The sequence below is a fragment of the Mesorhizobium sp. B2-1-3 genome, assembly GCF_006442495.1.
In the GTDB taxonomy this organism is placed as follows: domain Bacteria; phylum Pseudomonadota; class Alphaproteobacteria; order Rhizobiales; family Rhizobiaceae; genus Mesorhizobium.
The window spans coordinates 358027-377344 of the sequence record NZ_VFWL01000002.1; the positions used below are offsets into that span (position 1 = coordinate 358027).

Annotated in this window: 18 protein-coding genes; 7 read left to right on the forward strand and 11 right to left on the reverse strand. The window is 62.9% G+C overall.

All coding sequences use genetic code 11. The features are described 5' to 3' along the window. Nucleotides 1-28: 28 nt before the first annotated feature. The 7 genes from FJ973_RS06400 to FJ973_RS06430 form a co-directional block, all read right to left on the reverse strand. On the reverse strand, nucleotides 29-502 hold the full coding sequence (locus FJ973_RS06400) for an aminoacyl-tRNA deacylase (RefSeq protein WP_140495790.1): 474 nt from the start codon (nucleotides 500-502) through the stop codon (nucleotides 29-31). Between the two features lie 190 nt (nucleotides 503-692). Next, entirely contained in the window at nucleotides 693-1091 is a 399-nt protein-coding gene (locus FJ973_RS06405) for a cytochrome C oxidase subunit IV family protein (RefSeq protein ID WP_140495791.1), read from the reverse strand. 9 nt (nucleotides 1092-1100) lie between these two features. Beyond that, entirely contained in the window at nucleotides 1101-1820 is a 720-nt protein-coding gene (locus FJ973_RS06410) for a heme-copper oxidase subunit III family protein (RefSeq protein WP_140495792.1), read from the reverse strand. A 13-nt stretch (nucleotides 1821-1833) separates the two neighbouring features. Next, nucleotides 1834-2538 (reverse strand): cytochrome c oxidase subunit 3, encoded by a 705-nt coding sequence (locus tag FJ973_RS06415; RefSeq protein WP_140495793.1) that lies wholly within the window; start codon nucleotides 2536-2538, stop codon nucleotides 1834-1836. Then, entirely contained in the window at nucleotides 2535-4304 is a 1770-nt protein-coding gene (gene ctaD, locus FJ973_RS06420) for a cytochrome c oxidase subunit I (RefSeq protein ID WP_140495794.1), read from the reverse strand. Before ctaD ends, FJ973_RS06415 begins: the two co-directional genes overlap by 4 nt. A 21-nt stretch (nucleotides 4305-4325) precedes the next feature. After that, entirely contained in the window at nucleotides 4326-5210 is an 885-nt protein-coding gene (coxB, locus tag FJ973_RS06425; RefSeq protein ID WP_140555299.1) for a cytochrome c oxidase subunit II, read from the reverse strand. Between the two features lie 284 nt (nucleotides 5211-5494). Then, nucleotides 5495-6175: a GntR family transcriptional regulator gene (locus FJ973_RS06430; protein ID WP_140495796.1), complete on the reverse strand. Its 681-nt coding sequence runs from the start codon at nucleotides 6173-6175 to the stop codon at nucleotides 5495-5497. Nucleotides 6176-6391: 216 nt separating this feature from the next. Here FJ973_RS06430 and FJ973_RS06435 point away from each other — a divergent pair, with 216 nt between their 5' ends. From FJ973_RS06435 to FJ973_RS06465, 7 genes are all read left to right on the forward strand, one after another. After that, nucleotides 6392-7519: a sugar ABC transporter substrate-binding protein gene (locus tag FJ973_RS06435; protein ID WP_140555301.1), complete on the forward strand. Its 1128-nt coding sequence runs from the start codon at nucleotides 6392-6394 to the stop codon at nucleotides 7517-7519. A 75-nt stretch (nucleotides 7520-7594) separates the two neighbouring features. After that, nucleotides 7595-9136, forward strand: coding sequence for a sugar ABC transporter ATP-binding protein (locus FJ973_RS06440; protein ID WP_140555396.1), 1542 nt, complete (start codon nucleotides 7595-7597; stop codon nucleotides 9134-9136). After that, nucleotides 9133-11199 carry an ABC transporter permease gene (locus FJ973_RS06445; RefSeq protein WP_140555303.1) on the forward strand — a complete coding sequence of 689 codons (2067 nt, stop codon included), beginning with the start codon at nucleotides 9133-9135 and terminating at the stop codon, nucleotides 11197-11199. Before FJ973_RS06440 ends, FJ973_RS06445 begins: the two co-directional genes overlap by 4 nt. Before the next feature lie 13 nt (nucleotides 11200-11212). Beyond that, nucleotides 11213-12019: an SDR family oxidoreductase gene (locus tag FJ973_RS06450; RefSeq protein WP_140555304.1), complete on the forward strand. Its 807-nt coding sequence runs from the start codon at nucleotides 11213-11215 to the stop codon at nucleotides 12017-12019. Between the two features lie 10 nt (nucleotides 12020-12029). Further along, entirely contained in the window at nucleotides 12030-12977 is a 948-nt protein-coding gene (locus FJ973_RS06455) for a 3-hydroxyacyl-CoA dehydrogenase (protein WP_140555306.1), read from the forward strand. Continuing rightward, nucleotides 12974-13936 (forward strand): 3-keto-5-aminohexanoate cleavage protein, encoded by a 963-nt coding sequence (locus FJ973_RS06460; RefSeq protein ID WP_140517090.1) that lies wholly within the window; start codon nucleotides 12974-12976, stop codon nucleotides 13934-13936. Before FJ973_RS06455 ends, FJ973_RS06460 begins: the two co-directional genes overlap by 4 nt. A 37-nt stretch (nucleotides 13937-13973) precedes the next feature. After that, a complete protein-coding gene (locus FJ973_RS06465) occupies nucleotides 13974-14852 on the forward strand; it encodes an SMP-30/gluconolactonase/LRE family protein (protein WP_140517088.1) in 879 nt (292 codons plus the stop codon). Between the two features lie 195 nt (nucleotides 14853-15047). On the opposite strand, the gene FJ973_RS06470 is transcribed toward FJ973_RS06465, so the two are convergent. The 4 genes from FJ973_RS06470 to FJ973_RS06485 all read right to left on the reverse strand — a co-directional run bounded on the left by FJ973_RS06470 (nucleotide 15048) and on the right by FJ973_RS06485 (nucleotide 19301). Further along, entirely contained in the window at nucleotides 15048-16364 is a 1317-nt protein-coding gene (locus tag FJ973_RS06470) for an ArgE/DapE family deacylase (RefSeq protein ID WP_140521014.1), read from the reverse strand. 2 nt (nucleotides 16365-16366) lie between these two features. Then, nucleotides 16367-17323 carry an ABC transporter permease gene (locus tag FJ973_RS06475; protein ID WP_140517085.1) on the reverse strand — a complete coding sequence of 319 codons (957 nt, stop codon included), beginning with the start codon at nucleotides 17321-17323 and terminating at the stop codon, nucleotides 16367-16369. Next, the gene (locus tag FJ973_RS06480; RefSeq protein ID WP_246675550.1) at nucleotides 17320-18246 is read right to left on the reverse strand and encodes an ABC transporter permease; all 927 of its coding nucleotides are present in this window, start codon (nucleotides 18244-18246) and stop codon (nucleotides 17320-17322) included. Before FJ973_RS06480 ends, FJ973_RS06475 begins: the two co-directional genes overlap by 4 nt. Nucleotides 18247-18314: 68 nt before the next feature. Further along, nucleotides 18315-19301 (reverse strand): autoinducer 2 ABC transporter substrate-binding protein, encoded by a 987-nt coding sequence (locus tag FJ973_RS06485; RefSeq protein ID WP_140495805.1) that lies wholly within the window; start codon nucleotides 19299-19301, stop codon nucleotides 18315-18317. Nucleotides 19302-19318 lie beyond the last annotated feature (17 nt).

Below are 19318 nucleotides of genomic sequence, written 5' to 3' on the forward strand. Positions count from 1 at the left end.
TGCAGGTTGATCAGAGCCCTTTCCGGCTTCAGTAAGCCGGATGGCTGAAGCGGGCCTGGTGGGCGCCCATAGTCAGGTTACGGAAATCCTTGCCGCTGACACGCACCAGCGTCCTGTGATCGCCGCCCTCGAAATAGATATCGGCGGCACCGCCAAGGCTTTCGTCAAGGACTACCGGCACATCGTAGGCCGCGCCGATCGGCGGAATGGCGCCGGTATCGCAATCGCCAAAGAGCGAAACCGCTTCATCTTCGGTGGCGAGTCCAAGATTCTTGTCCATGACCTTCTGCAACGCGCCGAGCTCGATCCTATGTGTGCTGGGGACCACGGCCAGCGCATAACCCAGATCGTGGTGAACGAGCACCGATTTGGCCATTATGCTGCCGGGCACGTGCGCGGCTATGGCGGCCTGCCTGCTTGTGGCCGTGCGATGATGCGCGACAGTATCGTAGGAAATCCCTTTCCGGTCGATATAGTCCTTCAGTTTGTTTGCGATTGTCATTTTGGGCGTCCCTTGCTGAGTTCGCGACGCAGGTCAAAACGCGGCAATCATTTCGCTTCCGTCGTTTCGGTATGAATAAAGATGGCCCAACCGTCGATTGTTTCAAGGCGAGGGTGGCGGCACCGGACCGCCCGCAGCATCGTCGGAATCCCTGATCGGCCATCGACAAGGTCTGAACTCCGATTTGGCGTCAGGGCCCAGCCCCGAAAAACGCCATCCGGGTGAGAAGCGTGTAATCCGCTTCAAAGACCATCATCGCCACGAATACCAACACCAGCACGGGCGGCAGGATGATTGCGTATGTCAGCGCCAGCCGTTCCCAGGCCATGTGCATGAAAATGGCGACGATGAGCCCTGCCTTGAGGATCATGAAGATCAGGATCAGCGACCATCTGAGATAGCCGTGCAGACCGAAATAATCGATCAGATAGGAGCAGGTGCTGAGAATGAACAGCCATGCCCAGACCACCAGATAAAGCTTGATCGGGTGCTCCTGATGAACTTCTGCCGGGGGGGCGCCGGTCGTCGCCGCGTCATGAGTAGCGTGCAGCGTGTGTTGCCCGAGGCCGTTTGCGGTTGCTTCAGCCATATCTGCCTCTCACCAAAGATAGAAGAACGCGAAAATGAAGACCCAGACCAGGTCGACGAAATGCCAGTAGAGTCCCATGATCTCGACGTTCTCGTAGCGGCCCCTGCGGCTGGTAAAGAAGCCGGGCCGCCCAAAGTCAAAATCTCCACGCCACACCTTTCGCGCCACGATGATCAGGAAGATCACCCCGATTGTCACATGCGTGCCGTGGAAGCCGGTGATCATGAAAAAGGTTGACCCGAACTGGGCAGCGCCCCAGGGATTGCCCCAGGGCCGCACGCCTTCGGTGATCAGCTTGGTCCATTCGAAGGCTTGCATACCGACAAAGGTCGCACCGAGTGCTGCGGTCAGAAGCATCAGGATTGCCGTTTTGCGGCGGTCGCGGCGATAGCCGAAATTGACCGCCATGGCCATGGTTCCGCTGCTTGAGATCAGCACGAAAGTCATGATGGCAATAAGGATCAGCGGAATATCCGAGCCGCCGATACGAAGCGCAAAGACCTCGCTGGGATTGGGCCACGGCACGCGTGTCGAAATGCGCGCGGTCATATAGGAGAGCAGAAAGCAGCCGAAGATGAAGGTGTCGCTGAGCAGGAAGATCCACATCATGGCCTTGCCCCATGACACGTTCTTGAACGCCCGCTGATCCGAGGACCAGTCGGCGGCGATGCCTTGCCAGCCTGCGGGCCGCGGCTCTGTCTGAGCGATATGCGTGAGTGTCTCAGCCATCCGCCCGTTCCTCCTACGTCAGTAACCCCCGGCAAATATCGATGAAAGTCGCGGCCCAGCCGGCCAGAAGCGCGAAGATGGCAAGCCAGACGAAAAGCAGGAAATGCCAATACATGGCGCACAGCTCGACGCTGAGGCGAAGCCGCGCCGGCCTTGCCCCGTTCCAAGCGCCGACGGTTGTTCTGCCCAGGCCCACCAGTCCGCCCAGTATGTGCAGGCCATGCATTCCGGTAAGCAGGTAGAAGAAACTGTTGGCCGGATTGGAAGCCAGAAAGTAGCCATCGGCAGACAGCTCGCGCCAGGCCATAAACTGTCCAATCAGGAAGGAGAGCGCCGTAAACCCGGCGGTGGCAAGGCCGAGCTTAACCATGTCCATTTGACCCTTACGCGCCGCGAGCGAGGCGCATTGCAGCGCAATGCTGCTGAGGACCAGCATGCCGGTGTTGAACCAGAGCAGCCGCGGCAGCGGCAGCGCCTGCCAGTCCGACAGCGCCATGCGCATGAAGTAGGCGCTGGTGATCAGCGCGAACAGACAGCCGACGACCGCCAGGAAGACGCCGAGGCCGATCTTGGCGGTCGGTAGCGCCGATCCTTCCATACCAACAAAATCCCCGGCCATACCTTGCTCGAGCCATGGCTTGGTCATCAGCCGCTGGTGGGAAAGCCACCATCCGGCAAAACCGGCGATCACGAGCATGAAGACCAGAATGACGCTCATGCCGGCTCCTTGGAGGGACCGAAGGAGCCCGGTACGTTTTGCGGGATAAAGTCCTCCTTAGCGCCCGGTACGCTGTAGTCATAGGCCCAGCGATAGACGATCGGTAGGTCTTTGCCGAAATTGCCATGGGCCGGTGGTGTTTGCGGCGTCTGCCATTCGAGGGTCGTGGCCCGCCACGGGTTGCCGCCGGCCTCGCGGCCATGACGGATGCTCCAGATCAGATTGAACAGGAACACAATCTGGGCAAAGCCGACGATGAACGCCATGATGCTGATGAACGAGTTCAGATGGTGGGCCGATTCTGTCATCACCGTCATATCGGTCAGTTCATTGTAACGCCTGGGCACGCCCATCAGTCCGAGGTAGTGCATGGGAAAGAAAATCAGGTAGGCGCCGAGGAAGGTGACCCAGAAATGGAACCGGCCCAGCGCCTCGTTCAGCATCCGGCCGGTGACCTTCGGATACCAGTGGTAGATCGCACCGAAGATCACGATGATCGGCGCGACCCCCATGACCATATGGAAATGGGCAACGACGAACATCGTGTCCGACAGCGGGACGTCGACCACGACATTGCCAAGGAACAGCCCGGTCAACCCGCCATTGACGAAGGTGACGATGAAAGCCAGGGCAAATAGCATCGGTATGGTGAGGTGGATGTCGCCGCGCCACAATGTCAGCACCCAATTGTAGACCTTGATGGCGGTCGGAACCGCGATGATCAATGTCGTGGTGGCGAAGAAGAAACCGAAATAGGGATGCATGCCGCTGACATACATGTGGTGCGCCCAGACGACGAAGCTCAGCGCACCGATGCCGACGATGGCCCAGACCATCATGCGATAGCCAAAGATGTTCTTGCGCGCATGGGTGCTGATCAGGTCCGACACGATGCCGAAGGCCGGAAGGGCCACGATGTAGACTTCGGGATGGCCGAAGAACCAGAACAGATGCTGAAACAGGATCGGGCTGCCGCCATTATGCTGTAATTGCTCGCCCATTTCGACGATCGCCGGCATGAAGAAGCTGGTGCCGAGCGTCCGATCAAGCAGCATCATCACACAGGCGACGAATAGCGCCGGGAAGGCGAGCAGAGCCATGACGGTCGCGGTAAAGATGCCCCAGACAGTCAGCGGCAGACGCATCAGCGTCATGCCGCGCGTGCGGCCCTGCAACACCGTCACGACATAGTTCAGCCCGCCCATGGTGAAGCCGATGATGAACAGGATCAGTGAGACGAGCATCAGGATGATGCCCCAGTCCTGGCCCCCCGGTGTGCCGGTCATGATTGCCTGCGGCGGGTACAGCGTCCAGCCGGCCCCCGTCGGTCCGCCAGGCGCAAAGAAGCTCGACACCAATACCAGCACGGCAAGCAGGTAGATCCAGTAGCTCAGCATGTTGACATAGGGAAAGACCATGTCGCGAGCCCCCACCATCAATGGGATCAGGTAGTTGCCGAAACCGCCGAGGAACAGCGCCGTGAGCAGATAGATCACCATGATCATGCCGTGCATGGTGATGAACTGGTAGTAGGCTTCAGGCGTGATGAAGTCGAAGGTGCCGGGAAAGCCGAGTTGCAGCCGCATCAGCCAGGACAGCACCAGGGCGACCAGGCCAATTCCCGTTGCCGTCGCCGAATACTGGATGGCAATGACCTTGGCGTCCTGCGAGAAGACGTATTTCGTCCACCAACTGTGCGGATGATACAGTTCGACTTCCGCGACTTCGGCCGGCGGGATGGCATCTGCAGGGGTAATATCGACCATAGGAACACCTCCGTGTCCTTTTTAGCGAGACCCGACGGTTTCGAGCTTTGCTGCAATCCTCGAACTTGACACCGTCGTTGGACCCCACGCCTGGCTTGCCGAGCCCGTCTGCTGGGGCGCCGACAATTGCGCAAACGTCTGTTGCTGGCCAAGCCACGCCAGGTAATCCTCCTGCGTATCGACCATCACCACACCGTGCATCATCGGATGTCCTTGGCCGCAGAGTTCAGCGCACAGGACCTGGAAGGTTCCGGTTTTCGTTGGGGTGAACCAGAAGTAGGTGACCGAGCCCGGGATCATGTCCATTTTGGCGCGGAATTCCGGCACATAGAAATCATGCAGCACGTCGATCGAGCGAAGCAACATCTTGACCGGCTTGCCAACCGGCAGATGCAGATCGGCCGCTTCGACCACGACATCGTCCTGGCCATTGGAATCGCTGGTGATCACGCCCAACGGATTGTCAGCGGTGACGCCGCGGGTGTCGGACGTGCCGAGCTTGCCGTCCTTGCCGGGCAGGCGGAAACTCCATTGCCATTGCTGGCCGACAACTTCGACCACGGTGGCGTCGCTCGGAACGTTGACGAACCGGTTCCAGACGAACAGGCCGGGAACCAGCAAAGCCGTTACGCCGACCGCGGTGACAACCGTCAGCCAGGATTCGAGCCGCCTGTTCTCCGGTTCATACGCCGCCTGATTGCCTTCCCGATGACGGAAGCGGAAGACGCAATAGGCCATGAACAAAACCACGGCGGCAAAGACGACGCCGGTGATCCAGAAAGTTATGATGATGGTGTTGTCGATATAGTCCCAGTTCGAGGCAATCGGCGTCCACCACCATGGGCTCAGGAGGTGGAACAGCACCGAGCCCACAACTATCAAAACGAGTACAAGCGCGAAGGCCATGTCCCGTTCCTCCCGGCATTCCAGGGGCGCGAAGCCGTCTCCGGAAATGCCAAGTGCATCATAGCTTGATTTGGGGTCGCAATTCTAGAGCCGACTGTCTTGACGGGAAAAATCCCGCCTTGCCTGCGCCAACCCTTCGAGAGGAGCCGTCCATCACACACGGGGACGCGTTCGTCCGGCTGATGCGCCTGCGCCGGATCGTTTGGGCGAAGTCGACGGTGGGGTGTGCCAAGCCACGTCGGCAGGCCGAATTCGATCTTCGCGCCGACGAAGTTTCGTTTGTGCTATTTCAGCAGACCGACCAGAACGTCGAAGGCGGCGTCGATGTCGGCGCGGACCGCGGCCTTGACCGCTTCCGCGTCCCGGTCACGCAACGCAGCGAACATCTCCTGATGGTGCGCATTGGCGGTCGAATAGTTTCCGGAATCGTGCAGCATGTTGAAATAAGGACTGATCTGCAGCCACAAGTTCTCGATGATGTTGAGAATGTTCTCGGAGCCGGCCGCCCGGTAGATGGAGAAATGAAAGGCGTAGTTGGCGCGCAGATAGGACTTGACGTCTCCCGCCGCATTGGCCTGCTCGAGCGCGTCCAGATGCTGGCGCAGCCGGGCGATAGCTTGGTCGTCCATACGCTCGGCCGCCCATGCGGCGGCGATCGCTTCGATCTCGAAGCGGACGTTTCTCAGATCGACGAGGCGTGTGCGGCTGAGTGCGGGAATGCCGATCGAGCGGCCTGAAACCACCATCAGCGCGTTGGCGGCGGTCAGCCGCCGCAGGGCCTCCCTGACCGGCATCGGACTGACGCCGAAAGCATCGGCAAGGCTTTGCACCGTTACCATCTCGCCCGGCACGATGCTGCCGTCGAGGATCAATTCGGTGACATGGCGATAGACCCTGTCCTGCAAGGTCTCCTTGGACAGGGGCGCGATCTCGACACCCGGCTTTCTGAACGCCGCTCCAGCCATCTCCCCTCAACCTTCCCGCGCAAGCTGCGCCATAACCCCTATCCGGAATGCAGGCTTCCGGCTGCGGCGTCAAGCGCCCGGCCGTCGCTTCGCCGCGAGCATATTTCATCATTGATCTTTGATCAAATGGTGATACGGTTGCTGATATCGGATGGCAAGGTCACGTCTCGTGCCCTTGGGAGGCATCCGATCGTTCGGATCGGGAGGAGTTTCATAATGGGTATCGGATTGAAAGCCCGGCGGCTTGCGCTGCTGGCCGGCATGGCTGCCTGTGCTTTTGGCATCTCCGCGGCCGAGGCCGCTGAAAAACACAAGATTTTTCTCAGCATGAGCTTCATCGGCAATGACTGGCAGGCCGAGGCGGCGAACATGGTCAAGGCGATGGCCTCGCACAAGAGCCTGGTCGACAAGGTCGACCTGCAGGTCCAGGTGGCCGGGCCGAATGCGCAGCGCCAGATCCAGCAGATCAACGCCATGGTGCAGGCGGGAGCGGAGGCGATCGTGATTTATCCGATCTCGCCGACGGCGCTGAACCAGGTCGTCAAGAACGCTTGCGAAAAGGGGGTCAAGGTCTTCGCCTACGACGCCGAGATCACCGAGCCCTGCGCTTACAATGTCCATATCGACCAGGAGGAGGCTGGCAGGGTGACAGCCGAATGGCTGGCCAAGAAGCTCAACGGCAAGGGCAACATCATCGCCGTGACCGGCGTTCCCGGCACCTCGGTCGACGAGCTGCGCACCAAGGCCGCCAAGGCGGTGTTCGCCAAATATCCGGACATCAAAATTGTCGGCGAAGCGGTCGGCATGTGGAGCCAGGCGGTGGCACGCACCGAACTCTCCAAGATTCTCGCCACGCGCGGCTGGGACGACATTAACGGGCTGTGGATGCAGGTAGGCTGCTTCACCGCCAATTCGATGCAGCTCGAGGCGGGCAGGAAGGCCAGCCAGCTTCTGCCTTGCGCCGGTGAAGGCTCCAATGGCGGCCGCATCCAGATGCTGCCGGAAGGGACGGAGGTCGAGGGTGCTGCTTCTCCCTATGCACCGCTCGGCGCGCCGCGCATTTCGTATGCCTCGCCGCCTTATTCCGGCGCGCTCGCCTTGAAGCTCGCCATCGAGGCGATCGAGGGCAAGGATGTGCCGAAAGCGACAATCCTGCCGCTGCCGATCGTCACCAACGAGACGAGCAAGCTTTGCAACGAGGGCACCTGGGCCGAAATGAAGGCCGGATGCAACACCTTCAAACCGTCGCTGGTTTCCAACCCCGGCTGGTTCGCGTCGATCTTCTCCGACCAGACGCCCGAGATCGGCCTCAACGCGGCGCTCGTCGGCCAGCCCGAGGAGTAGGCTTCAGCAATCCGTGCGCGTGGGGCACTGTGGGCTCCACGCGCCCGCAAGCATGGCATGCCGGAACCGGGAATGATGACTTCAACAACGCATGTGCCGGCTATTGCCGTCAACGGCATACGCAAGGCGTTTGGCGCGACGGTCGCGCTTGACGACGTCTCCTTCGCGATCTCGCCTGGCAGCGTGCACGCCTTGCTGGGTGAGAACGGCGCCGGCAAGTCGACGCTGGTCAAGCTCCTATCGGGACTGGTGCGGCCCGATCAGGGCCAGATCAGCATCCTTGGCGCGCCGGCCGCGCTCGGTTCGCCGCGCGCCGCGCATGAACGCGGGGTGCAGACGGCGTTCCAGGAGATGACGCTGGTCCGCGACCTCAGCGTTCTCGACAATATGCTGCTGCCCTATGCGCCATCCGGCCCGACCGGATTGATCAGGCGGTCGGCCGCGCGCAAGGCAGTCGGCCGGCACATTGCCGATCTCGGTTTTTCGGTCGATCTCGACGCCGAGGTGGCGACGCTCGATCTCGCGGTCCGCCAGAAGGTCGAGATCGCGCGCGCCGTCTACCGCAAGCCGCGCATCCTGTTGCTGGACGAGCCGACCTCGACGCTTTCGGGCGGCGACGTCGAATGGCTGGGAACAATCATCGCGCGGCTCAAGGCCGCCGGAACGACGGTCGTGTTCATCACCCACCGCATGCGTGAGGTGCGGGCCTTCTGCGATACCTTGACCATCCTTCGGAATGGCCGCCACATCATCACCGCACCGGTGGCCGACATCTCGGATGAGGATGTGATCGAGAAGATCATCGGCCGCGCCCTCGCGCAGACCTTTCCGCCAAAGCCCGAGGGCGCGGCCGTCTTCGGTCCGCCGGTGCTCGGCGTGCGCGACCTCAAGGCGGGCAGAAAACTCGACGGCGCCAGTTTCGATTTGCGCAGGGGCGAAATCCTCGGCATCGCCGGACTTCAGGGTATGGGCCAGCTAGACCTGTTCCTCGCCTGCTTCGGCATGGCCGAGATCGAACGCGGCCACGTCATGGTCGACGGCCGCAAAGTGTGGCTCGGCTCGCCGGCCGATGCGCTGAGGCCCAACATGGCGATCGGGCTGGTGCCGGAGGATCGCAAGACCGAAGGCCTGTTCCTGAAATTGTCGGGCCGGCAGAATGCATCGCTGCCGGTGGTCGGCCGCTTCACCCGGCTCGGCTTGATCCGCGAGGAGGAGGAAGCACGCGCCGTGCAGGCGGCCTTCTCGACGGTCGAGGTGGACAAGCGTGCGCTGTGGACAAGGGCCGGCGCCTTTTCCGGCGGCAACCAGCAGAAGATCGCCATCGCCAAGTGGCTGGTCGCCGAAAGCCGCATCCTGCTGCTCTTCGACCCGACCCGCGGCATCGATGTGGGCACCAAGCATGAGCTCTACGTGATGATGCGCAACTATGTGGCGGCGGGCGGCTCGATCCTGCTGCATTCGACCGAAATTCCCGAACTCGTCCATCAATGCGACCGCGTGCTCGTTCTCTATGACGGACGGCTGGTGGCCGAGCTCGCCGGCGACGAGATCACCGAGAGCGCGATCATGCGGCCGGCGCTGGGACATGGCGGCAATATCCTGGAGGCGGCACAGTGAGCGCGGTCGGTTCGACGGCAACCGGACAGGCCGGATCCCTGGTGCGCCTCCTGGCGCGGCATCGCGGCGCCATCATCGCGGCGATCGTCTTTGCAGTGCTGCTCGTCGTCGTCGACCTGATCAGCGCCGGGCGGCTCACCTATTTCGACATCTCGTTCCTGTCGAGCGGCGGCGCCACCTCGGCGCTGGCGGCGATGGGCCAGACCATCGTCATCCTGTCCGGCGGCTTCGACCTGTCGGCGGGCGCCGTGGTTTCGCTGGTTAATGTGGTGCTGGCCACGTCGATGGATCCGATGGCGACCGGAACGAACGTCTGGCTGTGGACGCTGGCCGGCATTGGCGTCGGCATGCTCGTCGGGGCGTTCAACGGCTTCTTCATCGCGGTGCTGCGCATGCAGCCCATCGTCGTCACGCTGTCGACCATGTTCATCTTGCAAGGCATCACACTGCTGGTCATGGACAAGCCCGGCGGCTTTGTCTCGCCCGATCTCGGCGCCTTCTATCTCGGCGACGCGATCCCAGGCTGGTTGCCCATGCCGTTGGTCGTCATCGGCGTGGTCCTGCTGGCATGGTTCTGGCTGAAGGGCACGCGGTTCGGCACGGCGCTCTACGCGGTCGGCAGCGATCCGGACGCCGCTGCCGCGGTCGGCGTGCGCGTCGCTCTCGTGCGCTTCCTCGTCTATGTCATCGCCGGTGGCTGCTACGGGCTTGCCGGTGTGTTCATCAGCGCCCAGACCGGCAGCGGCGATCCGCTCGTCGGCAATCCGCTGCTGCTGTCGATGTTCGCCGCCGTCGTGGTCGGCGGCACGCGGCTCGGCGGCGGGCAGGGTGGTCCGTTCGGCACCGTCTTCGGCGCCTATATCCTGATGATGGTCGTCAACGTCCTGCTCGTGCTCAACGTTTCGGCCTATTATTCGACCATCGCCGAGGGCACCATCCTCATCCTTGCCGTGCTCGCGGGCTCGCTGTCGCATGGCTCCGTGCTTGCCTGCCAGGTCCGCGCCTTGCGCGCGCGGTTCGCCGCATGGCGCGCCGGCATGCTGCCGTCGCAACTCGACCCCACCGACCGCAGGCTGCGCATCGCCCACAAGCCCGCCGTTCCGGGACAGGCACCCGGCTTTCGCATGCGCAATGCCGAGACGCTGCGCTACGCGCTGCCGGCTTACGTCTGCCTGGCCGCCGTCATGATCGTCACTCAGATCTGGCTCGGCCGGGCCATCTTCAATCCCACCTACTGGAACTCGTTGTTCGTGCTGTCGAGTTTCCTTGCCGTGCTTGCGCTCGGGCAGGGCGGCGTCATCCTCACCGGCGGGCTCGACTTGTCGGTGCCGTGGACGATCGGCTTGTCGGGCATCCTCCTTGCCGGCATGGTCAACGGATCGGACGCGGCACTCGCCTATGCGCTGCCGGTGGTGCTGGCCATCGCCTGTCTTATCGGATTGGCGAACGGCATCGGCATCGTTTTCCTCGGCATCTCGCCGATCGTCATGACGCTCGCCACCAACGGCATCTTGCAAGGCTTCGCGCTTCTCTATTCGCAAGGCACGCCGGCCGGCTTCTCCTCGCCGATGCTGCGCTGGTTCATGACCGGCAAGATATGGGTAGTGACGCCGGTCGTGCCGTTCATGGTCGTCTTCGTGGCCCTTGCGGTGCTGCTGCTCGGCCGCACCGCCTTCGGCCGGAAGGTCTACGGCATCGGCAACAGCCCGCGCGCGGCCCAGCTTTCGGGCATCGCCGTCGGACGGACGCTGATCTTCGTCTATATGCTGTCGGCGCTGTGCGCGGCCATCGTCGGCGTCATGCTGACCGGCTTTTCCGGCCAGGCCAGCCTCGGCATGGGCGACGACTATCTCCTGCCATCCATCGCCGTTGTCGTGGTCGGCGGCGCGCTGATCACCGGCGGGCGCGGTCACTATCTCGGCATGCTCGGCGGCGTGCTGCTGTTGACGGCGCTGCAGATGCTGCTGGCCGGCACGACGCTGCCTTACGCCACACGGGCGATCCTGTTCGGGCTGGTGGTGCTCGGTGCCGTCATGGCGCTGCGCGAAAGACGCATTCAATGAAGGGAATGGAATGATGAGCACGAGCGCACCCAAATCGCCCGACGAATTCCTGGCGGGGCTCAAAGGGCAACGTGTCCTGGTCACGGCAGGCGCCGGCGGCATTGGCTTTGCCATTGCCGAAACGCTGTCGCGGCTCGGTGCGCGCATCGTCGTTTGCGATGTGTCCGACGAAGCCCTGGCAGCCGCCCCCAAGAAGATGACGCTCGCCGCGGCGATCAAGGCCGACGTGTCGCGTGACGACGATGTCGACCGGCTGTTCGAGGCGGTGAAGGAGAAGCTTGGCGGCCTCGACGCGCTGATTAACAATGCCGGCATTGCCGGGCCGACCGGTGGCGTCGACGAAATCGAGCCGGACGACTGGCGGCGCTGCATCGACATCTGTCTCACCGGCCAGTTCCTGTGCGCGCGGCGCGCCGTGCCGCTCATCAAGGCGGCCGGCGGCGGCTCGATCGTCTCGATGTCGTCGGCGGCCGGTCGCCACGGCTATGCGTTCCGCACGCCCTATTCGGCGGCCAAATTCGGCGTCATCGGCTTCACGCAGAGCCTTGCCAAGGAGCTCGGGCCGCACGGCATCAGGGTCAACGCCATCCTGCCGGGCATCATAGAGGGGCCGCGCATCGAGAGCGTTATCTCGGCACGCGCCAAACAGGTCGGCATCAGCCATCAGGAGATGACCGAACGCTATTTGCAGAACATCTCGTTGCGCCGCATGACCAGCCCGTATGACGTGGCTTCGATGGTCGCATTCCTGCTGTCCGACGCGGGCATCAACATTTCAGGCCAGTCGCTCGGCGTCGACGGCAACGTCGAAACGCTTTGAGGAGCAAGCAATGGCCAAGGTTGCAATTGTCGGAAGCGGGTTCATTGGACGGGCTTGGGCGATCAGCTTCGCGCGTGCCGGCCATGACGTGCGCATGTGGGACCAGTCGCCGGTCGCGACGGGTGGCGCGCGCGACTACATAGAAGGCGTGCTCGGCGATCTCGCTTCGAACGACCTGCTGCGTGGACAATCCGCGCACGCGGTGCTCGAGCGTATCTCCGTCGTGAGAGATATGGACGCCGCGCTGGCCGGCGCCGTGCATATCCAGGAGAACACGCCGGAAAATCTCGAAGTGAAGCGCGAGGTGTTCTCGCACATCGACGCGCTGGCCGGCCCGCAAGCGGTGATCGCCAGCTCCACCTCGGCGCTGTTGCCCTCGAAATTCACCGATCATCTGCCGGGGCGGCACCGCTGCCTGGTCGTGCATCCGATTAACCCGCCCTATCTCATTCCGGCGGCGGAGGTGGTGCCGGCGCCGTGGACGTCCTCCGAGACGCTCGAAAGGACCCGCGCCTTCCTCATCGATGCCGGCCATGCGCCGCTGGTGATGAAGCGCGAGCTCGACGGCTTCATCATGAACCGGCTGCAAGGGGCGCTGCTCGAGGAAGCGTTCCGGCTTGTCGCCGACGGCTATGCCAGCGTCGAGGACGTCGATATCGGCATCCGCGACGGGCTGGCGCTGCGCTGGTCGTTCATGGGGCCCTTCGAGACCATCGATCTCAACGCGCCGGGCGGCGTGCGCGACTATGCCGAGCGCTACCAGGGCATCTATTCCAATATTTTTCCGCAGATGCTGCGCCGCGTCGACTGGGCGGGCGAGGTGATGGAAACCGTCGAGGCCGAGCGTAGCAGGCGCTTGCCCAGGGAGAAACTGGGCGATCGGCAGGTATGGCGGGATCGCCGGCTGATGGCGCTGGCGGCGCACAAGAAGAAATCGGATCAGGAGTTCGGACAATGAAAGAAACCAGCCGCAAGCCCGGCGCCACGGCGGCCAGGGGCAAGGTCATCATAACCTGCGCGGTGACGGGGGCGATCCACACGCCGACCATGTCGCCCTATTTGCCGATCACGCCGGACCAGATCGCCTCTGAGGCGATCGCCGCCGCGGAAGCCGGCGCCGCGATCCTGCATCTGCATGCCCGCGATCCGGAGACCGGCAAGCCCGACCAGACGCCGGAGGCCTTTGCCCGTTTCCTGCCACGCGTCAAGCAAGGCACCAATGCCGCCATCAACATCACCACCGGCGGCAGCCCCTATATGAAGGTCGAGGAGCGGGTGCGCCCGGCCGCCCAGTTCAAGCCGGAGGTGGCCTCGCTCAATATGGGCTCGATCAATTTCGGGCTCTATCACCTCGCCGACAAATACGAGACCTTCAAGTTCGACTGGGAAAAGCCGCATCTGGAAGCGACGCGCGACCTCGTCTTCCGCAACTCGTTCAAGGACATCGAGTACATTCTCGCGACTTGCTACGACAACGGCACGCGGTTCGAGTTCGAGTGCTATGACATTGCGCATCTCTACAATCTCTCCCACTTCGCCGACCGTGGGCTGGTGAAACCGCCCTTCTTCGTGCAGTCGGTGTTCGGCCTGCTGGGCGGCATCGGCACGCATCCGGAGGATGTCGCGCATATGAAGCGCACGGCGGACCGGCTGTTCGGGGACCAGTTCCGGTGGTCGGTGCTCGGCGCCGGCGCCAGCCAGTTGCGTATCGCCGCGCAATCGGCGGCCCTCGGCGGCAATATTCGCGTCGGGCTGGAGGACAGCCTGTGGGCCGGCAGGGGCAAGCTTGCCAAGTCGAATGCCGAGCAGGTCGTGCTGGCGCGCAAGATCATTGAGGGGCTCGGCATGGAGGTGGCGACGCCGGACGAAGCGCGCGAGATCCTGTCGCTGAAGGGCGGCGACAAGGTCGCTTTCTGACGCAGCCAATCGCCGCGCGAGCAAAGAGGAGGACGGCATGAAGATCGAAGTCGTGGTGGACGTGAAGACCACGCTTGGCGAGGGACCGCTCTGGGACGTCGAGCAGGAGCGTCTCTACTGGATCGACAGTTTCGACGGGCGCGTCTTCCGCGCGACCGCCGACGGGCGCGAGATCCGCTCCTGGGACGTGCCGATGAAGATAGGCTCGATGGCGCTGCGCAAGGATGGCGGCGGCGCTGTCGTCTCGTTGCAGCGCGGTTTCCATCTGCTCGATTTCGCCACCGGCGAGGTGACGCCGATCCATGATCCGGAGCCGGACAAGCCAATGAACCGTCTCAACGACGGCAAGGTCGACCGGCGCGGCCGCTTCTTCGCCGGCTCGATGGACACGATGGAAGAGGGGCCGTCCGGCGGCCTTTACAGGCTCGATCCGGATTTCTCCGTCACCAGGATCGATTCCGGCATCATCTGCTCCAACGGTCCATGCTGGAGCCCCGACGACCGCACCTTCTATTTCGCCGACACCTGGACCGGCGAGATCTGGGCCTATGATTACGACATCGAGACCGGTACGGCCAGCAACCGCCGCACCTTCGTTCGCGTCGATACCAGCCGCGGTGGTGCCGCCGACGGCTCGACCGTCGATGCCGAAGGCTGTCTGTGGAATGCGCTGGTCTATGACGGCCGCCTGGTGCGCTACGCGCCGGACGGCAGCATAGACCGTATCATCGACATGCCGGTGAAGAAGATCACCAGCGCCATGTTCGGCGGACCGAAGCTCGACACGCTCTACGTCACCTCGATGGCCAAGCCGCCGCTGCCGCGTTTTCCCGGCGATGGCGTGCTGCGCGGCAGCCTGTTCGCCATCACCGGCCTTGGCGTGACCGGAGTTCCCGAGCCGAGGTTTGGTGGCTGACGGGCGGCCTCTTAGAGCAGTTCACCGTTTCATGGAAACGGCGAACCGCTCTATCTCTTTGTTTTTGCGCAATTCCATAGGGAAAGCGCTACGCGCTTTTCCCGGGAAAACCGTACACACTTTTCCTGGAATTGCTCTCGCCGCTCCTCCCGGACGTCTTCCGCAAACTTCCTGCCGCTCGCAGTCAGCTAAAAACTATCGGCACCATTTCTCCACCGCTAAGGCGATGGCCTTCGTGCAGTCGACGAGATCGCGCACCGAAACGCGCTCGTTCGGCTGATGCGCCTGCGCCGGATCGCCAGGACCGAAGTTGACGGTCGGGGTGTTGCCCAGGCCGGTCGGCAGGCCGATGTCGCTGTGTGCGCCGAAGCCGCTCAGGGCCGGCGACAGGTCGGCTGCTTTGACGGCCTCCTGGAACAGGCCGACAAAGGGGTTGTCCGACGGGATCTCGGCGCAATCGGCATCGAGGATCCATTCGACACGGGCAGGGTGCTTTCGTAGATAAGGATCCGCCTGGCAGACATTGGCGATGTGCTCTTCGATTTCGCGTTTGACATTGCCGCCCAGCCTGAACTCGTCATGCTCGCTCGGCAGATACTGTGCGTCGATGATGATCTCGCCGCGTCCTGCCATGGAGGATGGATGTTCGCCGGCATTGATCTGGGTGACGATGATCTGGTTGGGCAGGTCCATCAGCGGGTGGTTCTTCCTGGGATCGAACATCCATCGCCGGTTGAGGATGTCGATGCCGTCGAGGATCTGCCGGCAAAGCTGGACGGCGTCGACCGGGCCGCTCGAATACCAGGCGTTCGGCGTCAGTTCGGCATGGCCGCCTATGCCGTCGATGATGATCTTGCCCCACAGAATGCCGTGACAAAGCGGTGCGATCCTGTTCGCCGTCGGTTCCGTCATGATGCCGGCGTCGGCGCGAAAGCCGCGATCAACCATGGCGAGCGACCCCATGCCGCCGATTTCCTCGTCGACGACGGTGGTGAAGACGACGTCGCCGGAGAGGGAAACGTCGAGTTCCTTCAGGATTTCGACCGCCATCAGCATGCAAGCGACGCCGCCCTTCATGTCGACCGTGCCGCGACCGTGCAGGAATCCATCTTTCAGGACAGGCTGGAAGGGATCGGTCGTCCAGTGCCCGGCGGCACCCGGCGGCACGACGTCGATATGGCCGGTCAGCATGATGGACCGCCCGCCGCCGGTGCCTTTCAAAACGCCGCCGAGATTGGGCCGGCCCTCGAACGTCCTGCCCTTGTTGGCGCCGGCACGTCCCTTGTATTTTTCGTAGAGTGCCGGGCCGTCTGGATCCCAGAGATCGGTCGAGAAGCCGAGTGCCTCAAGGCGCTTTTGCAGGTAGAGCTGGCAATCCCGCTCGCCGGGGCCGGCCTCCTTCGGATTCGATTTCACGATCGAAGGGAAGGCGACGAGATCGCTCAGCGTCTTGACGATGCGCTCGGCGGCTGCCTCGACGCGCGCGGCGATGGTCTCTTCCATGGAAGGCATTGTTATCTCCAACGTTGGGAAAGTCGGTCGGCGAGAAGGACGAAAACCAGAAGGGCGCCGACAATCCCCACCTGCCAGACCGTGTTGATGTTCAATTGCAGAAGGCCGGTCTTCAGCGTGACCAGCAGCAGGACGGCCGCGAACACGCCGCCGACGCCACCGCGTCCGCCGGTGATGACGATGCCTCCCAGCATGGCCGCGGTCAGCGATTCCAGTTCGAGGTTCTGGCCGATATTGGGCCTGCCGCTGCCGAGCCAGGCGAGAGAGACGAGGCCGGCAGCACCGGCCAGTGCGCCGCTCAGCACGTAGAGAATGAAGCGTACGCGATCGACCGGAATGCCGACCAGTTTGGCCGAGCGCTCGTTGAAGCCCATGGCATAGATCCAGCGCCCCCAGGCCGTCGAGAGCAACACGAGACCGGCAAGCGCGAAGCAGGGGACGGCGAGCGTGAGGAAAGGCACGGGGATGCCCATAATCGCACCGCGCCCCCAAACGAGCAGCCAGGCGGGCACGCCGGACTGCGCCGCGCCGCCGGTGACCGCAAGCGCGAGGCCGGAATAGACGAAGAATGTTCCCAGCGTCGCGATGAAGGGGAGAAGGGCGAGCTCGTTCACCAGCCATCCGTTCAAGGCACCGAGCACAGCGCCAGCCAGGATGCAGACGACCGGCAACAGAAGGGGCGGCAACCCCAGCTTCAGGGAAAGCATGGCAACGATCGCCGAGAGCGAAACGGCGCCGCCAACGGACAGGTCGATGCCCGCGCCCCCGGCCAGGACGACCAGCGCCTGTCCAAGGCCGACCAGGGCCAGGATCGTCGAAAATTGCAAAATCGTGGTGACGGTGCCGAGATTGAAGACCGAAGGCTTGAGCGCCAGCAGGCCGACAATAACGACCAGCCAAAGGCCGCACAGCAGAGCCAAAGTGAGGGCGGGGCCCTGCAGGTTCCGGATCCTGTTCATGCGCGGGCTCGCAGGAATTGGGCAAGCGGCAGCCGGTTGGAGACGGCTTCGAAGCCGAGCACGCCGATGATGAGAACACCGGTAACCACAGGCTGCCAAAGCGAGGGAACGCCGATCAAGAGCAATCCATTCTGGAGAATTCTCAGAAGCAGTACACCGAAGACCGTGCCTATCAAGCTGCATCTGCCGCCCAATATGCTCGTGCCGCCGAGAATGACCGCGGCGATCGCATCGAGCGCCAGCGTGCTGCCGATCGTCATCTCCACATTGCGGTAGGTGGCGACGTAAAACGTGGCGGCAATGCCAGTCAGGACGCCACTGATGACGAAGGTCATGAAGCGTACCTTGACCACGGGGATTCCGGACAGCCGGGCCTTTTCCTCGGAATTGCCGATCGCCAGCAGGTGCGGCCCGTAGGGGGTTCGCCGCAACGCCAGCCAGACGACCAGATAGGCGATGGCAATGACGATGGCTGGGACTGGAATGCCGAGTACGGTGGTTGCCAGAAGATTGGTGAGGCTCGAGGGCAGGCCGGAGAGCCACTGCCCGCCGAGAAGGACAAAGACGGCGGTGCGGTAGACGCCAAGCAAGCCGAGCGTTCCCACGATTGCCGGAATGCGACCGAGGACGACGACGGTGGCCGTCACGCAGCCGAGCAGCGCACCGACCGCAGGGCCAGCGATGAGCGCCAGCAGCGGATTGCCCCCGGCGCCGAGCACACGGCCGATCGCTATTGCCGCCAGACCCATGACGATGCCGATCGAGACGTCGATGCCGCCCATGGCCAGCAGCAAGGTCATGCCAAGGCCGATCAGCAGCAGTTCGACGCTGTTGCGCAGGACGGTCGCCGCATTGCCTGGCGTCGCGTAGTGGGGCGATGCGACAGAAAAGATGACGATCGCCAGGAGACAGGCGGCAAGCAAGGACCACTCCCGCCCGTTCATGGCCAAAACGCCGTTTCCAAACTGTCGCACCGTGTTCATCCCAAGGCTCAGAAGTTGAACTTGTCGACATTGTCCTTCGTGAAGACCGCCGGCGGTCCGAGCAGCAGGATGCCCTTGGCGGCATCATAGGTGGCGGGCTTTTCGAGGCCGGCGATCTTGTTTTCCGCTTCGAAGCTCTTGCCGTCGATCAACTGCTTGCCGGCCCAGACCGTGAGATAGCCCAGCTGTTCGGGATCCCACAGCACGGTGAAGCCGAAGGCGCCGCTCTTCAGGTAGGATCGCGCCGTGTTCGGGCTGCAATAGCCCGTGCCGATGACGGAGCCGATCTTACCGGCGGTTTCGATGGCCTGGGCGACGCCCGGACAGGTCGAGGATGCGACGGCGATGATGGCCTTGATGTCGGGATTGGCGGCCATGAGATCGCCTGATATCTGCGCGGCGCGCTCGGCCGTGCCGCCAGCGAATTGCGGAGCGAGCAGTTTCAGCTTCGGATATTTGGCGGTGGCCTCTTTCTGCATGAAGCCGATCCAGGCGTTGAGATTGGACGCCGTCGCCTCGCCGGAGACGATGCCGATCGTGGCGTCCTCGCCGACGCGCTTCACCAACTCATCGATGATCGTCGTGCCGAGCCCTTCGTCGGTCGCCTGCGCCACATAGACGGCACGGCCGCTGTCGGGTGCATCGCTGTCGCTGGTGAAAAGCTTGATGCCCTTGGCCTTGGCGCTCTCGACGACGGGCGCGATGCTGGACGCATCCAGCACGCTGACCGAGATCGCCTGGACACCCTGGTCGATCAGGTTCTGCACGATCTGCAACTGATCGACCGGGTTGGTGTCGACGGGGCCGGAATAGATGAAATCGACGCCCAGGTCCTTCGCGGCGCGATTGCCGCCGGCTTCCATGGCATTGAAATAGGGTATGCCGATCAATTGCGGGACGAAGGCGACCTTGGGCTTGTCGGCGGCATGCGCCGCCGTGGCGACCACGAGTGACAGCACGGAAACGGCGAGCGCTTTTTTGAGTTGAGAAAGCATTGGTTTATCCTCTCTGG

Excerpts from the sequence above, each read along its gene's own strand:
- FJ973_RS06470 (WP_140521014.1), bottom strand. The coding sequence starts at position 16,364 with ATGCCTTCCATGGAAGAGACCATCGCCGCGCGCGTCGAGGCAGCCGCC.
- FJ973_RS06455 (WP_140555306.1), top strand. The coding sequence starts at position 12,030 with ATGGCCAAGGTTGCAATTGTCGGAAGCGGGTTCATTGGACGGGCTTGG.
- FJ973_RS06440 (WP_140555396.1), top strand. The coding sequence starts at position 7,595 with ATGACTTCAACAACGCATGTGCCGGCTATTGCCGTCAACGGCATACGC.
- FJ973_RS06400 (WP_140495790.1), bottom strand. The coding sequence starts at position 502 with ATGACAATCGCAAACAAACTGAAGGACTATATCGACCGGAAAGGGATT.
- FJ973_RS06465 (WP_140517088.1), top strand. The coding sequence starts at position 13,974 with ATGAAGATCGAAGTCGTGGTGGACGTGAAGACCACGCTTGGCGAGGGA.
- coxB (WP_140555299.1), bottom strand. The coding sequence starts at position 5,210 with ATGGCCTTCGCGCTTGTACTCGTTTTGATAGTTGTGGGCTCGGTGCTG.
- ctaD (WP_140495794.1), bottom strand. The coding sequence starts at position 4,304 with ATGGTCGATATTACCCCTGCAGATGCCATCCCGCCGGCCGAAGTCGCG.
- FJ973_RS06415 (WP_140495793.1), bottom strand. The coding sequence starts at position 2,538 with ATGAGCGTCATTCTGGTCTTCATGCTCGTGATCGCCGGTTTTGCCGGA.
- FJ973_RS06405 (WP_140495791.1), bottom strand. The coding sequence starts at position 1,091 with ATGGCTGAAGCAACCGCAAACGGCCTCGGGCAACACACGCTGCACGCT.
- FJ973_RS06435 (WP_140555301.1), top strand. The coding sequence starts at position 6,392 with ATGGGTATCGGATTGAAAGCCCGGCGGCTTGCGCTGCTGGCCGGCATG.
- FJ973_RS06430 (WP_140495796.1), bottom strand. The coding sequence starts at position 6,175 with ATGGCTGGAGCGGCGTTCAGAAAGCCGGGTGTCGAGATCGCGCCCCTG.
- FJ973_RS06475 (WP_140517085.1), bottom strand. The coding sequence starts at position 17,323 with ATGAACAGGATCCGGAACCTGCAGGGCCCCGCCCTCACTTTGGCTCTG.
- FJ973_RS06485 (WP_140495805.1), bottom strand. The coding sequence starts at position 19,301 with ATGCTTTCTCAACTCAAAAAAGCGCTCGCCGTTTCCGTGCTGTCACTC.
- FJ973_RS06450 (WP_140555304.1), top strand. The coding sequence starts at position 11,213 with ATGAGCACGAGCGCACCCAAATCGCCCGACGAATTCCTGGCGGGGCTC.
- FJ973_RS06460 (WP_140517090.1), top strand. The coding sequence starts at position 12,974 with ATGAAAGAAACCAGCCGCAAGCCCGGCGCCACGGCGGCCAGGGGCAAG.
- FJ973_RS06410 (WP_140495792.1), bottom strand. The coding sequence starts at position 1,820 with ATGGCTGAGACACTCACGCATATCGCTCAGACAGAGCCGCGGCCCGCA.